The organism is Amycolatopsis sp. A133 (genome assembly GCF_031082405.1).
In the GTDB taxonomy this organism is placed as follows: Bacteria; Actinomycetota; Actinomycetes; order Mycobacteriales; family Pseudonocardiaceae; genus Amycolatopsis.
In genome coordinates, this window is record NZ_JAVHJU010000008.1 from 98,097 (window position 1) to 111,878 (window position 13,782).

Annotated in this window: 10 protein-coding genes; 4 read left to right on the top strand and 6 right to left on the bottom strand. The window is 72.0% G+C overall.

The features are described from left to right. Positions 1–15: 15 nt before the first annotated feature. From ispG to dxr, 3 genes are all read right to left on the bottom strand, one after another. Positions 16–1,167, bottom strand: a complete 1,152-nt coding sequence (gene ispG, locus Q5425_RS10980) for a flavodoxin-dependent (E)-4-hydroxy-3-methylbut-2-enyl-diphosphate synthase (protein ID WP_308672048.1) — start codon at positions 1,165–1,167, stop codon at positions 16–18. Positions 1,168–1,280: 113 nt separating this feature from the next. Next, positions 1,281–2,513, bottom strand: coding sequence for a site-2 protease family protein (locus Q5425_RS10985; RefSeq protein ID WP_308672049.1), 1,233 nt, complete (start codon positions 2,511–2,513; stop codon positions 1,281–1,283). 3 nt (positions 2,514–2,516) lie between these two features. Further along, complete coding sequence (gene dxr, locus Q5425_RS10990) at positions 2,517–3,719, bottom strand: 1-deoxy-D-xylulose-5-phosphate reductoisomerase (RefSeq protein ID WP_308672050.1); 1,203 nt, start codon at positions 3,717–3,719, stop codon at positions 2,517–2,519. A 94-nt stretch (positions 3,720–3,813) separates the two neighbouring features. On the opposite strand from dxr, the gene Q5425_RS10995 reads away from it, so the two are divergent. The 3 genes from Q5425_RS10995 (at position 3,814) to Q5425_RS11005 (ending at position 5,982) form a co-directional block, all read left to right on the top strand. Then, positions 3,814–4,071 (top strand): DUF2631 domain-containing protein, encoded by a 258-nt coding sequence (locus Q5425_RS10995; protein WP_308672051.1) that lies wholly within the window; start codon positions 3,814–3,816, stop codon positions 4,069–4,071. Positions 4,072–4,097: 26 nt separating this feature from the next. Then, positions 4,098–4,757 (top strand): peptidylprolyl isomerase, encoded by a 660-nt coding sequence (locus Q5425_RS11000; protein WP_308672052.1) that lies wholly within the window; start codon positions 4,098–4,100, stop codon positions 4,755–4,757. Positions 4,758–4,884: 127 nt separating this feature from the next. Continuing rightward, on the top strand, positions 4,885–5,982 hold the full coding sequence (locus Q5425_RS11005; RefSeq protein ID WP_308672053.1) for an acyltransferase: 1,098 nt from the start codon (positions 4,885–4,887) through the stop codon (positions 5,980–5,982). A gap of 109 nt (positions 5,983–6,091) precedes the next feature. Here the strand turns inward: Q5425_RS11005 and Q5425_RS11010 are convergent, their stop codons facing one another. Both Q5425_RS11010 and Q5425_RS11015 read right to left on the bottom strand, forming a co-directional pair. Further along, positions 6,092–7,861, bottom strand: coding sequence for an MFS transporter (locus Q5425_RS11010; protein WP_308672054.1), 1,770 nt, complete (start codon positions 7,859–7,861; stop codon positions 6,092–6,094). Positions 7,862–8,077: 216 nt separating this feature from the next. Further along, positions 8,078–9,532, bottom strand: a complete 1,455-nt coding sequence (locus Q5425_RS11015; RefSeq protein WP_308672055.1) for a PLP-dependent aminotransferase family protein — start codon at positions 9,530–9,532, stop codon at positions 8,078–8,080. A 28-nt stretch (positions 9,533–9,560) separates the two neighbouring features. Here Q5425_RS11015 and Q5425_RS11020 point away from each other — a divergent pair, with 28 nt between their 5' ends. Beyond that, entirely contained in the window at positions 9,561–10,343 is a 783-nt protein-coding gene (locus Q5425_RS11020; RefSeq protein ID WP_308672056.1) for an L-histidine N(alpha)-methyltransferase, read from the top strand. A 97-nt stretch (positions 10,344–10,440) separates the two neighbouring features. Here the strand turns inward: Q5425_RS11020 and Q5425_RS11025 are convergent, their stop codons facing one another. Further along, complete coding sequence (locus Q5425_RS11025) at positions 10,441–13,686, bottom strand: tetratricopeptide repeat protein (protein ID WP_308672057.1); 3,246 nt, start codon at positions 13,684–13,686, stop codon at positions 10,441–10,443. Between the last annotated feature and the right edge of the window lie 96 nt (positions 13,687–13,782).

Below are 13,782 nucleotides of genomic sequence, written 5' to 3' on the forward strand. Positions count from 1 at the left end.
CTTCGGCGGAAGAACTCAGCCGGCGGTGACGACCGGCGCGCCCTCGCCGAGGGTCTCGCCCGCCTCCTCGGCGATGCGCATGGCCTCTTCGATGAGCGTCTCGACGATCGCGTGCTCGGGCACCGTCTTGATGACCTCGCCCTTGACGAAGATCTGCCCCTTGCCGTTGCCCGAAGCCACGCCCAGGTCGGCCTCGCGGGCCTCGCCCGGGCCGTTGACGACGCAGCCCATCACGGCCACGCGCAGCGGGATCTCCATGCCCTCAAGCCCGGCCGTGACCTGCTCGGCCAGGGTGTAGACGTCCACCTGCGCGCGCCCGCACGACGGGCACGAGACGATCTCCAGCTTCCGCGGCCGCAGGTTCAGCGACTGCAGGATCTGCGTGCCGACCTTGACCTCTTCGACCGGCGGCGCGGACAGCGAGACGCGGATCGTGTCGCCGATGCCCTGGCGCAGCAGCGCGCCGAACGCCACCGCCGACTTGATCGTGCCCTGGAACGCCGGGCCGGCCTCGGTGACGCCGAGGTGCAGCGGGTAGTCGCACTGCTCGGCGAGGATCTCGTAGGCGCGCACCATGACCACCGGGTCGTTGTGCTTCACCGAGATCTTGATGTCGTGGAAGTCGTGCTCGGCGAACAGCGACGCCTCCCACAGCGCCGACTCGGCCAGCGCCTCCGGGGTCGCCTTGCCGTACTTGTCCATGATCCGCTTGTCGAGCGAACCGGCGTTGACGCCGATCCGGATCGGCGTGCCGTGGTCCTTCGCCGCCTGGGCGATTTCCTTGACCTGGTCGTCGAACTTCCGGATGTTGCCCGGGTTGACGCGCACCGCCGCGCAGCCGGCCTCGATCGCCGCGAAGACGTACTTCGGCTGGAAGTGGATGTCGGCGATCACCGGGATCTGCGACTTGCGCGCGATGGCGGGCAGCGCCTCGGCATCGTCGGCCGACGGGCACGCCACGCGGACGATGTCGCAGCCCGCGGCGGTCAGCTCGGCGATCTGCTGCAGGGTCGCGTTGACGTCGGAGGTGAGCGTCGTCGTCATCGACTGGACGGAGATCGGGTGGTCGCTGCCGACGCCGACCGAGCCCACCTGGAGCTGGCGGGTCTTGCGGCGCTCGGACAGGACGGGCGGGGGCAGGGCGGGCATACCGAGTGCGACGGTCACGGCTTCCAGCGTACCTACCCCACCCGGGTCGCTTTCTCCATGTCAACCGTCACGGTGAGCAACGTTACGGCGGGGGTGAGCGGCCGCGGGCGGGCCGCCACCCCTCCGTGGGCCTAGGGCGCGATGCGGATCGGGTTGACGATGTCCGCCGTCACGGTGAGTAGTGTCACGGCGCCGCCGATCAGCACGAGCACCATCGTGATCCCGGACAGCCTCGTGTAGTCGACGGGGCCGCCGGCCGCCTTGCCCCGCAGCCCGCGGATCCAGTCGCGGACGCGCTCGTACCAGACCACCGCGATGTGCCCGCCGTCCAGCGGCAGCAGCGGCAGCAGGTTGAACACGCCGATGAAGAAGTTCAGGCTGGCCAGCAGGAAGAAGAACAGCACCCAGATGCCCTGCTCGACGGCCTCGCCGCCGATCCGGCTCGCCCCGACGACGCTGACCGGGGTGTTCGGGTCGCGCTCCCCGCCGAAGATCGCGGTGACCACGGCGGGGATCCGCTCGGGGAACTGGACGAGCCGCTGGGCCGTCTCGGCGAACATCGTGCCGGTGAAGCTGAACGTGGCGCCGATCGCGGAGATCGGGCCGTACTGCGTGGTCACCGACGGCGGCACGGGCGAGGCGCCGATCATGCCGACGTCCTTGACGGTGGAGCCGTTCCAGCGCTGGACCTTCGGCACGTCGACGACGAGCCAGAGCTGCTGGTTGCCGCGCTGCACCTCGAACACCGTCCGGCCGCTGGTGGCCTGCACGGCGGTGAGCATGTCCTCCCAGGTCGCGACCGGCTTCCCGCCGACCGCGAGCACCTTGTCGCCGGGCAGCAGCCCGCCCGACTTCGCCGGAGTCGGCGCGCCCGCCGGGCAGGTGGGGTTCTTGGCCTGGGCCGCGGCCTGTTCCTTCGACGTGGTCGAGACGGCGCAGGAGGTCGAGGACAGCACCGGCTGGGTCGGTTCGGAGGCCGTCAGGTTCGGCAGGCCCATGGTGACGGCCATCAGGTAGAGGACCACGAAGCCCAGGATGAAGTGGGTGATCGACCCGGCCGACATCACGACGGTGCGCTTCCAGGTCTTGAACCGCCACATCGCGCGCGGCGCCTCGTCCGGGGTGACCTCGTCGAGCGCGGTCATGCCGGCGATGTCGCAGAACCCGCCGAGCGGGATCCACTTCAGGCCGTATTCGGTTTCGCCGCGGCGCCAGGAGAACACCGTCGGCCCGAAGCCCACGAAGTACCGGCGGACTTTCATGCCGAAGGCCTTCGCGGTGACCATGTGCCCGGCTTCGTGCAGCGCGACCGAGACGCAGATCCCCAGCGCGAACAGCACGACGCCGATGATGTAGGCGAGCACCCGCTACTTCCCCTCGATGATCGACCCGGCTCGGGCGCGAGCCCAGCGCTCGGCCGCGAGTACGTCTTCGACGTCGCGTGGCTCGCGACGCCATTCGTCGGCGGCTCCCACCACCTCGGACACAGTGTCCACTATCGACGTGAAGCTGGTGTTCTGCGCGAGGAAAGCGGACACGAGCTCCTCGTTCGCGGCGTTGTAGACCGCGGGCAGGCAGCCGCCCGCGGCACCGCAGTGGCGGGCCAGCTCGACGGCCGGGAAGGCTTCGCCGTCCAGCGGCTCGAAGGTCCACGTCGCGGCCTGGTCCCAGGTGCACGCGGGAGCGGCGCCGGGGACCCGGTCGGGCCAGTGCAGCGCGAGCGCGATCGGCAGCCGCATGTCGGGCGGGCTCGCCTGGGCGATCGTCGAGCCGTCGGTGAAGGTCACCATCGAGTGCACGATCGACTGCGGGTGCACGGTGACGTCGATCCGCTCGGCCGGGATGTCGAACAGCAGCGCCGCCTCGATCAGCTCCAGGCCCTTGTTGACCAGGGTGGCGGAGTTGATCGTGATGAGCGGGCCCATGGACCAGGTGGGGTGCGCCATCGCCTGCTCGACGGTGACGCCGGCCAGTTCCGCGCGCTTGCGGCCGCGGAACGGGCCGCCGGAGGCGGTGAGGACGAGCCGGGCGACCTCGCTGCGGTGCCCGGCGCGCAGGGCCTGGGCGATGGCGGAGTGCTCGGAGTCGACGGGCACGAGCTGCCCGGGCTTGGCCGCGGCGAGCACCAGCGGCCCGCCGGCGATGAGGGACTCCTTGTTGGCGAGCGCGAGGGTGGCGCCGGTGGCGAGGGCGCGCAGCGTCGGCTCGAGCCCGCGGGAGCCGGGCAGGGCGTTGAGGACGGTGTCGACGGGCACGGCGCCGATCAGCTCGGTGACGGCGTCGGACCCCGCGAAGAGCCGCGGAAGCTTGAACTCGCCCTGCGCGTAACCGCGCTTCTGCGCCTCGGCGTACAGCGCGAGCTGGACGTCCTCGGCGGCCGTGGCCCTGGTCACGGCGACGGCCTCGACACCGTGGGCGATCGCCTGCGCGGCGAGCGCGGCCGGATCGGCCCCGCCGGCGGCGATCCCGGCCACCCGGAACAGGTGCGGGTTGCGCGCGGCGACGTCGAGGGCCTGCACGCCGATGGACCCGGTGGAGCCGAGCACGAGAACGCTTCGCGAGGTAGTCATCGCCGGTCATTGTCGCGCGGGGCGTCTCCGCGGCGCACCCGGAGGTGTGGGATCATCGGCGGGTCCGAGGTTCACGGGGTTTGAGGAGTTCATCGTGGCAGGCAAGGCGGTCGAGAAGAGGCGGCCCGAGGTCGACCCGCGCGACGAGCCGTCCGCGGCCTGGGGCTGGCACGGCTCGTTCCCGAAGGCCACCCGGATCGCCGGCTGGGTCAGCGCGATCATCCTGCTGGTGATGATCAAGGGCAACCACGAGAACAACACCGAGAACGTCTGGCTCGTCGGCCTGGCGCTGTTCATGGTCCTGCTGCTGGTGCTCGACATCCGCAAGCAGCGCACAGCCTGGCGCAAGTAGCCGGTGAACCGCTAACGTCGCGGTCCATGAAGCTGCGCTGGGGTCTGGCTGTTTTGTCCGTGCTGGGCGCATTGGTGGCGGCGCCGGCGCAGGCTTCCGCCTCGGTGCCGGTGGTCCGCTGCGAGTTCACGCCGACCCCGGACAACCCGGCGGCGCGGCCGGTGGTGCGTCCCCTGCCGTTCGCTCTGACGCGCGGGACCGTGGACGTGACGTTCCGCTTCAACTACGGCCCGGTGACGGTGCGGCTGAACCGCGCCGGCGCCGCTCCGTGCGCGGTGCACAACATGGTTTCGCTGGTTTTGCAGCGGTTCTACGACCGGTCCCAGTGCTGGCGGTTGTCCAACTCCGCTCGTCTCGGCGTCCTGCAGTGCGGGGACATCTACGAGGTCGAGAAGGGCGGGCCGGGGTATCGGTTCCCGGACGAGGTTTCGGGGGCCGAGACCTACCCGCGCGGGACGATCGCGATGGGCAACCAGGGACCGGGGACGAACGGGTCGGAGTTCTTCATCGTGCACTCGTTCGCGAACATCCCGGCCAACTATTCGGTACTGGGGCGCGTGGTGCGCGGGATGTCCGCCATCGACCGGATGGTCGCGGACGGGATCATCCCCACCGATCCGGACGGCCCGCTCGACGGCGCGCCCGCCAAGCCGGTGAAGATCCAGCGCGCCACGGTCGGCTGGTAGCGCCCGTTCGCCGGGAACGCACGGTCCGTCACCACCACCCGAAGTATCACCCCCGAAGGGTGAATGCCGGGATCGCCCGATTACATTGTCGGGGTTCGGCCGGTGAACTTCGTGGGGGGATCACGCGATGATGACGCACGACGAGTACCTGGCGACCCGAAGATTCCCGGCCCTCGACGGCGTGCGCGCCGTCGCCGCCGTGCTCGTGGTCGTCTTCCACTACGGCGGCCCCAGCTGGGTGAGGGCCAACGGCTGGATCGGCGTGCACCTGTTCTTCGTGCTCTCCGGGTACCTGATCACCACACTGGCGTTGCGCGAAGAAGCCCGCACCGGCCGCGTTTCCCTGGCGGAATTCTACATTCGACGCGCTTTCCGCATTCTTCCTGTCTACTACGTCGTCATCGGCGTGATCGTCGTCTTCGCCTACTTCCGCGGCATGGGGCTGCGGCACAGCGGGATCGTGTCCGCCTTGCCGTGGAACGTCGCCTTCGTCGGCGAATACCACCAGATGGCGCTGTTCGGCCAGGCCTGGACGCTCGGCGTCGAGCAGAAGTTCTACCTCGTGTGGCCGCTGCTCGCGTTCGGTCTCGGCGCGCTCGGCTTCGTCAAGCGCCTGAGCCTGTCGCTCGGCCTCGTCGCCATCATGCTCGCCCTGATCCCCTTCATGCCCTACGCGGGCGCGTACTCGCCGATCCTGATCGGCTGCACGCTGGCGATCGTGCTGCACCACCGCAAGGGCTTCGCCGCACTGCGGCTGTTCACCCACCCGGCCGTCGGCCTGGTGGTCGCCGCCGCGCTGATCGCGGTCCAGACCATGTTCGGCGAGATCGGCGCCTTCCTGCACGACGACGGCGGCTCAATCACCGGCACCGTCTACGTCCTGCTCGCCGCCCTGCTGGTGCCGTCGCTGGTCGCCGGCGGCGGCCCGCTGGCCTGGGTCCTCTCGCGGGCACCGATGCGGTTCGTCGGGGAGCGGTCGTACTCGCTCTACCTCATGCAGGGCGTCGTCGCGGTGGCAGTCGCGGGAGCCATCCCGCAGTTCGCCCCGCACCGGACGATGACCGCGGTCGCGGTGACGATCGTCGGGCTGCTGGCCGCCGACCTGCTCTACCGCTGGGTCGAGGTCCCGATGATCGACGTCGGCCGCCGGATCATCACCCGGCGCCGGGCGAAGAAGATCACGCCGGTGGACGAGCCCGCCGAGCCCGCGCTCGTCAGGGCCTAGGCAATGCGCCCCAATGTGGCGTTGGTTGCGTCTGACGCACCGAACGCCACATTGGGTGCGTTGGATGCACCGAACGCCACATTGGGGCGCTTGAGCCGGACCTCTCGGTTCAGCGTTCGCGGGACGGCGCCACCAGCTCGCTCGGCCCGCTGCCCGCTTCCCCGGCCACCGCGGCCAGTTCCTCGCCCACCGTCTCGCCGTCTCCCGGGCGGGCGTCCTTCGTCAGCAGCGACGCCACCGCGCCGATCAAGCAGACCGCGATCGCGAAGCCGAACGCCACCGCCAAGCCGGACTGGAACGGGCCCGAGATCAGGTTCGGGAAGAAGCTGCGGCCGGTCAGGAACGCCGCCTGGTCCGGCGGCAGCGCCGACAGCTGACCGCCCAGCAGCTGCTGGATCGGGTTGTAGCCGAGGAACGCCGCGAACAGCACCGCCACCGCCGGGAGGTTGGCGATCTGCGCCGCCGAGGCCGCCGGGACGCCGTGTTCGGTCAGGCCCTGGCTCATCGTCGCCGGGAGGCTGCTCGACAGGCCCGCGATGATGAGGCTGAAGAAGAAGCCGATCGACAGGACCATCGCCGCGTTCTGGAAGGTCGTCATCATGCCCGCGCCGGAGCCGCGCGCGTCCGCCGGGAGGCTGTTCATCACCTCGGCGCGGTTGGGCGAGGAGAACATGCCCATGCCGATGCCGTTGATCAGCAGGATCCCCGCGAACGCCCAGTAGTCGAAGTTGACCGGCAGGATGATCAGCAGCAGGAACGTGATCGCCGTGATGAGCAGGCCGGTGGACGCGAGCAGGCGGCTGCCGATCCGGTCGGCGAGGATGCCCGACGTCGGCGCGGCGAGCAGGAAGCCGACCGTCATCGGGAGCATGTAGATGCCCGCCCACAGCGGCGTCTGCTCGAACGTGTAGCCGTGCTGCGGCAGCCAGATGCCCTGCAGCCAGATGATCAGGATGAACTGCAGGCCGCCGCGGCCGAGCGACGCCGTCAGGTTCGCGACGTTGCCCCAGGTGAACGACCGGATCCGGAACAGCGACAGCCGGAACAGCGGGTTGTCGACCTTGGTCTCGATGATCACGAAGGCGACCAGCACCGCGGCGCCGCCGATCAGGCAGCTCAGCACGAACGGGCTGCCCCAGCCGGTCGGCGACGAGCCGTAGGGCTGGATGCCGTAGGTGATCCCGACCAGCACCGCGATCAGGCCGACGGCGAAGGTGATGTTGCCCCACCAGTCCATCCGCGCGTGCTTGCGGACGCCGGTGTCGTGCAGCTTGAGGTACGCCCAGATCGTGCCGATCACACCGAACGGCACCGAGACCAGGAAGATCAGGTTCCAGTCGATCGGCGCCAGCACGCCACCGACGACCAGGCCGAGGAACGAGCCGGCGATGGCCGCGACGCCGTTCATGCCGAGCGCGAGGCCGCGCTGGTTGGCCGGGAAGGCGTCGGTGAGGATCGCCGAGGAGTTCGCCATCAGGAAGGCGCCGCCGACACCCTGCACGATCCGCCAGCCGATCAGCCACAACGCGGCCGCGTCGCCGTCGAACCAGGTGACGGCCAGCATGATCGACGAGACGGTGAAGACGGCGAAGCCGAGGTTGTACATCCTCGCGCGGCCGTACATGTCGCCGAGCCTGCCGAAGCTCACCACCAGCACCGCGGTGACCACGAGGAAGCCCATGATCATCCACAGCAGGTAGCTCGTGTTGGCCGGTTCCAGGGGGTTGATGCCGATGCCCTTGAAGATGTCGGGCAGCGCGATCAGCACGATCGAGGAGTTGATCGTGGCGATCAGCATGCCCAGCGTCGTGTTGGACAGCGCGATCCACTTGTACCGCGGCCCCAGTTCCGCGATCGAATACGTCCGGCGTTCCGCCACTGTGCAACCCTTCTGCTCGCCAAGTCCCTTAGCTAGGCTAAGCAAGTTGCTTGCGTATGGCAACCAACGCGGCGAAACACGTGGGAGAGCATGATCACAGGCGCTTGACTGTCCTTTGAGGACCCTTTACGTCGAGGCGGTGGGCTGTGGACAACTCGAGCGCGCGGCCCGGAAACCGTCGGTGCCTTCCGGTAGCGTTGAAACCGGGGGTCCCCCTCACGGCGAGGCCCCCACCAGCCGCCCGAGGACGGCGACCCCCTCGACGATTTCCGTCGCCGTCCGCGCCGCGTACCCCAGGACCAAGCCCGGCCGTCCCGGCCGCTGCCGGTGCCACGACAGCGGCTGCACCTTCACCCCCTCCGCCAGCGCGGTCGCCGCGAGCTCGACGTCGTCCACCTCGGCGTCGAACGTGATGGTCAGGTGCAGCCCCGCCGCCGCGCCGTGGACGACCGCCGAAGGCACCTCCGAGGCCAGCGCCCGGATCATCGCGTCGCGCCGCCGTCGATGCCGCGCGCGGACCACCCGCAGCTGGCGCTCCAGCTCGCCGGTCTCCATCAAGCGCGCCAGGACCAGCTGGGCCAGCACCGGATTGCCCAGGTCCGCGAACCGCTTCGCCGCCACGAGGTCGTCGCGGAACCGAGGCGGCGCGAGCAGCCAGCCGACGCGCAGCGCCGGGGCCAGCAGTTTCGAAACGCTGCCCGTGTAACAGACCTCCGGCACCATCGACCGGACCGCCGGCACCGGCGCACGGTCGTAGCGGTGCTCGGCGTCGTAGTCGTCTTCGACGACGATGCCGCCGCCGGCCACCCAGCGCATCAGCTCGCGACGGCGCTCGCCGCCGAGGACCACACCCATCGGGAACTGGTGGGCCGGGGTCAGCAACACCGCCGGCGCGCGCAGCTCGGACACCAGCAGCCCGTCGTCGTCCACCGGGACCGGGGGCGTCGCCAGACCGCAGTGGTGCAGGTGCTGGCGCGCGCCCAGCGAGCTCGGGTCCTCCACCGCGATCTCGGACAGACCGTGCTGCCGCAGCACCTCGCCCACCAGCGTCAACGCCTGCGCGACCCCGGCGACGACGATGATCTCGCCGGGATCGGCGCGGATGCCGCGGTTGCGCGCCAGCCAGTGCGACACCGCCACCCGCATCGCCGGCGCCCCGCGCGGGTCGCCGTAGCCGAAGTGGGCCGGCTCCAGCTCGTCCAGCACCGCCCGCTCGGCCCGCAGCCACGCCGCGCGCGGGAACGCCGTCAGGTCCGGCACCCCGGGCGTCAGGTCGATCCGGGCCGGGGCCGCGCGGACCGCGTCGAAGACCGCCACCCCCGGCAGCGCCGTGATGACCTTCGCGGGCGACCGGTCCGGCTCGGGCTCCGGCGGCAGCACCGGCGCGGCGACGACGACCGTGCCGGCCCGGCCGCGGCCCGCGGCGTGCCCGTCGTCGATCAGCCGCTGGTAGGCCTCGGTGACCACCCCGCGCGACACGCGCAGCTCGGCCGCCAGCACCCGGGACGCGGGCAGCCGTGCGCCGATCGGGAGCCTGCCGTCGGCGATCGCGGCGCGCAGCTGCCCGGCGAGCCAGTCCGCCAGCCCGCCCGGCGGCGCCTCGCGCACGTCCAGCTGGAGGAAGTCCGACCCTTTGGACCAGTCCGGAAGCGCTGTTTTGGCTCTGTTCATCGAGCCATTGTCGCAGCACCCTGGGCGTATGGACACCAATTACGTGCACGGATACACCGAACCCGAGTCCCGCCGCCTCGGCGACCAGGCCGACACCCTGGCCGCGCTGCTGCACGACGGGACGGCCTACCCCGCCGGGAGCCGCGTGCTGGAGGTCGGCTGCGGCGTCGGCGCCCAGACCGTCCACCTCGTGGCCCGCAGCCCGGACGCGCACCTGACCGCCGTCGACGTCTCCAAAGCGTCGCTGCACCAGGCACGGTCCCGGGTCGAGGGCGTCGAATTCCGGCAGGCCGACCTGTTCGACCTGGACGGCGAGTACGACCACCTCTTCGTCTGCTTCGTGCTGGAACACCTGCCGGAGCCGGAAAAGGCCCTCGCGCACCTGAAGACGCTGCTGCGGCCGGGCGGCACGATCACCGTGATCGAGGGTGATCACGGGTCGGCGTTCTTCCACCCGCGCAGCGAGCACGCCCAGGCCGCGATCGGCTGCCTCGTCCGGCTCCAGGCCGACGCCGGCGGTGACGCGCTCATCGGCCGCCGCCTGTACCCGCTGCTCACCGGCGCGGGGTTCTGCGACGTCACCGTCGGACCGCGCACGGTCTACGCCGACGCGTCCCGGCCCGGGCTGGTCACCGGGTTCACCCGCGACACCTTCACCGCGATGGTCGAAGGCGTCGGCGAAACCGCCGTCGCCCGCGGGCTGATCACGCCGGAGCGCTGGGACCACGGTGTCGCGGACCTGCACCGGACCGCCCGCGAGGACGGCACCTTCCACTACACGTTCTTCAAGGCCACCGGGAGCAGGACGTGATCGCCCGGCGTCCCCGGCCCCGGCTCGCGGGCAGCACCGACGTCGTCGACCGGGACCTCCAGCGGCTGGAAAACGACCTGGCCGCCCTCGAGCCCGGCTACCCCGCGACGCGCTCCAAGGCCGTCAGGTGGTTCCGGACCCGGATCGCGCCGGGCACGCACTCCCCGGCGTAACAGGCCAGCGCGCGTTCCCAGTGCTCGCGCGCGGCCCCCGGGTCACCGAGTCCACAATGGACCTCCCCCAGCCCGCAGTGGGCCCGGCCCTGTTCGGGGCGGCAGCCGGTTTCCTTCGCCACGGCCAGGGCTTCGCGGTGGTACCGGAGGGCGTCGGCGGAGGCGCCGCGTGCGGCGGAGAGGCTGCCGAGGCTGTTGAGCACGCGGGACTCCACGCCGCGGTCACCGCATTCGCGGGCCAGGCTCAGCGCCTCTTCGAGGTGCCGGGCCGCTTCCGCGTGGCGGCCCTGCGCCAGCCGCACGTCGCCGAGGTGCTTCAACGTGACACTGCGGTTGGGCGGGCTTCCCGTCTCCTGCGCGATTTCCAGCGCGCGTTCGAGGTGCACCGCGGCTTCGGCGTACCGGCCGCGCGCGTGCTCGACGTCGCCGAGGATGCCCAGTGCGTACCCCTCGCTCACCCGGACGCCCATCGCGCGGAGGTGCCCCAGCCCCTCTTCCAGGACCTGCACCGCTTCGTCGTGCCGGCCCAGCGCCGACAACGTGTCGCCCAGGTTGACCAGCGCGTAGCCTTCGCTCGTGCGGTCGGCGATGTCCCGCGCGAGGGACAAGGCCTCTTCGAGGTAGCCGAGCGCTTCGCCGTACCGGCCGATGCCGCGGCAGGAACACCCCAGCACCACCAGGACCAGGCCTTCGCTGGTGCGGTCGCCCGACTCGCGCGCCAGCGCGAGCGCCTCCGTCGAGTACCCGATCCCGTCGGCGAACCGGCCCAGCGCGCGGCAGACCAGGCCCAGGGTGTTGACCGCGTGGATCTCGGTGCGCCGGTCGCCGGTCTCGCGGGCGAGGACGAGCGCCTCCTCCAGGTACCGCAGCGCCTCCGGCGACCGGCCGACGCGCCAGTGGCCCAGCGCGATCAGGATGAGCGGCTCGGCCTCGGCCGCCCGGTCGCCGGCGTGGTGGGCCAGCGCCGACGCGTGCGTGTGCAGCACCAGCGCTTCCTCGTGGTAACCGCCGACGTCGAGGTAGTGCCACAGGATCCCGGACAGCAGCCGCAGGTGGTCGGGCCACCCGTGCCGCGTCGCGTGCGCGGCGACCGCCAGCAGGTTGCGGCGCTCGGCCTCCAGCCACGCCTGCGCGTCGAGCACCTTGACGTCCGGTTCCGGCACCCGCGGGCGCAGGTGCCGTTCCTGCGGCAGGACGACGTCCATGGCCTGCGCGGCCGAGCGGACGTAGCAGTCGAACAGCCGCTCCTGCGCCGCGTGGCTCTCCTCCGGCTCGGCGGCCGCGAGCTCCGCGGCGTAGACGCGCAGCAGGTCGTGCAGCTGGACGCGGTCCTCGCCGGTCCGCTGCGCGAGGTGGGCGCGCACCAGGGCACCGGTCAGCCGTTCCGCCTCCGGCAGGGGGACGCCGGCCAGCGCGGCGAGCGCGGGTGGTGTCAGGTCGCGGCCCGGGTGCAGGCCGCAGAGCCGGAACACGCGGGCGGCGTCGGGCGCGAGGTTGCGGTAGGACCAGGAGAACACGGCGCGGACCGCGGTCAGCGGGTCGCCGCCGCCGTCGAGCAGGTCGAGCCGCCGCCGTTCGTCGGCCAGCTCGGCCGCGAGCTCGGCGAGCCGCTCCCCCGGCCGGCTCAGCGCCAGCTCCGCGACCAGCCGCAGGGCCAGCGGCAGCCGGGCCGAGTACCCGATCAGCGCCGCGGCCGCCTCGGGTTCGTCGTCGGCGCGCGGCCCGAGCAGCGCCCGCAGCAGGTCGCGGGCTTCGGCCTCGGTGAGCAGGTCGACGAGCACCCGGCGGGCGCCGTGCCGGGCGACCAGCCCGGGCAGCGCGTCCCGGCTGGTCACCAGCACCAGGCAGGTCGGCGAGCCGGGCAGCAGCGGGCGGACCTGCCCGACCGAACCCGCGTTGTCCAGCACCAGCAGCATCCGCCGCCCGGTGAGCGCGGTGCGGAACTTCGCGGCGCGCTCGTCCGGCTCGGCGGGGATGTCCGCGCCGTCGACGCCGAGGGCGCGCAGGAACCCCGACAGGGCGTCGCCCGGGTCCACCGGCCGGACCGTGCCGTAGCCGTGCAGGTCGAGGTAGAGCTGGCCGTCCGGGAACTCGGCGGGCGAGCGCTGCGCCCAGTGGACCGCGAGTGCGGTCTTGCCGACCCCGCCGGTGCCGGAGAGGACGGCGATCCGCGCGCCGGTGTCGCCTTCGTCGCGGTGCAGCAGCGTGTCCAGCTCCGCCAGCTGGGCCGCGCGGCCGCGAAAGCCGGGGACGTCCGCGGGCAGCTGGGCCGGCACGCGGGCCGGCGGCTCCGGGGCGGCGAAGTCCTGCCGCAGCACCTGACGCTGGGCCGCCCGCAGCTCGGGGCCGGGTTCCAGGCCGAGCTCGCCGGCCAGCCGGCGGCGCACCTCGTCGAACACGTCCAGCGCGGCCGCCTGGCGCCCGGACGCGGCGAGCGCGAGCACCAGCTTGGCGTGCGCGGCCTCGTTCAGCGGCTCCTCGGCGGTCAGCACCCGCAGCTGCACCGCCGCGTCCTCGGGGTCCGCGACCGCGGCGTAGGCCAGCACGGCCTTGGCGCGCCGCATCGCCAGCGCGAGCCGGACGGGGTGCTGGCGCAGCCGTTCGACGTCGGCGAGCGCCGGGCCGCGCCAGAGCTCGAGGGCCTCGCGGTGGGCGTCCCGCGCGAGGAGGGCTTCGAACCGCAGCAGGTCGAGCTCGTCCTCGCCGGCGGCGAGCCGGTAGCCGCCCTTGTCCGTGGCGATGAGGTCGGCGGGCCGCAGCGCCCGCCGCAGCCGCGCGACGTAGGTGTGGAGCAGCTCCAGGCACGACGGCGGCGGCTCGTCCCAGACGACGTCGACGAGGTCCTCGCGCCGGACGGTCCGGTTCGGCTGCAGGGCCAGCATCGCCAGCAGCAGCCGCTGCTTCTCGGCGCCGATCTCGACCGGCTCGGTGCCCCGCGTGACCGTCAGCGGGCCCAGGACGCCGATCCGCACCGGCTCCGGCGGGGCTTCGGCCAGCACTTCCCGCAGCTTGCGGGCCGTCTCCGGGCGGGGCCGCCGGACGCTGCCCAGCTCGGCGTTGCGCACCGCACGCAGGCTGAGCCCCGCGCGCTCGGCGAGCTGGGCCTGGGTCAGGCCGGCGAGCACACGTCGTTCCCGCAGCCATCCGGCGAACGACAGGCCTTCGTCCACAGGCGTCCTCTCCTGCGTGCCCCCAGCGGAACGTACCCATCCAGCATCACGATCGTGCCGCTCCACCTGTACCACCGAACGGCGAAGATAACCGTT

Coding starts and splice junctions, on each gene's coding strand:
- dxr (WP_308672050.1), bottom strand. CDS start 3,719: ATGACTACCTCGCGAAGCGTTCTCGTGCTCGGCTCCACCGGGTCCATC.
- Q5425_RS11000 (WP_308672052.1), top strand. CDS start 4,098: ATGAAGCTGCGCTGGGGTCTGGCTGTTTTGTCCGTGCTGGGCGCATTG.
- Q5425_RS11005 (WP_308672053.1), top strand. CDS start 4,885: ATGATGACGCACGACGAGTACCTGGCGACCCGAAGATTCCCGGCCCTC.
- Q5425_RS11015 (WP_308672055.1), bottom strand. CDS start 9,532: ATGAACAGAGCCAAAACAGCGCTTCCGGACTGGTCCAAAGGGTCGGAC.
- Q5425_RS11020 (WP_308672056.1), top strand. CDS start 9,561: ATGGACACCAATTACGTGCACGGATACACCGAACCCGAGTCCCGCCGC.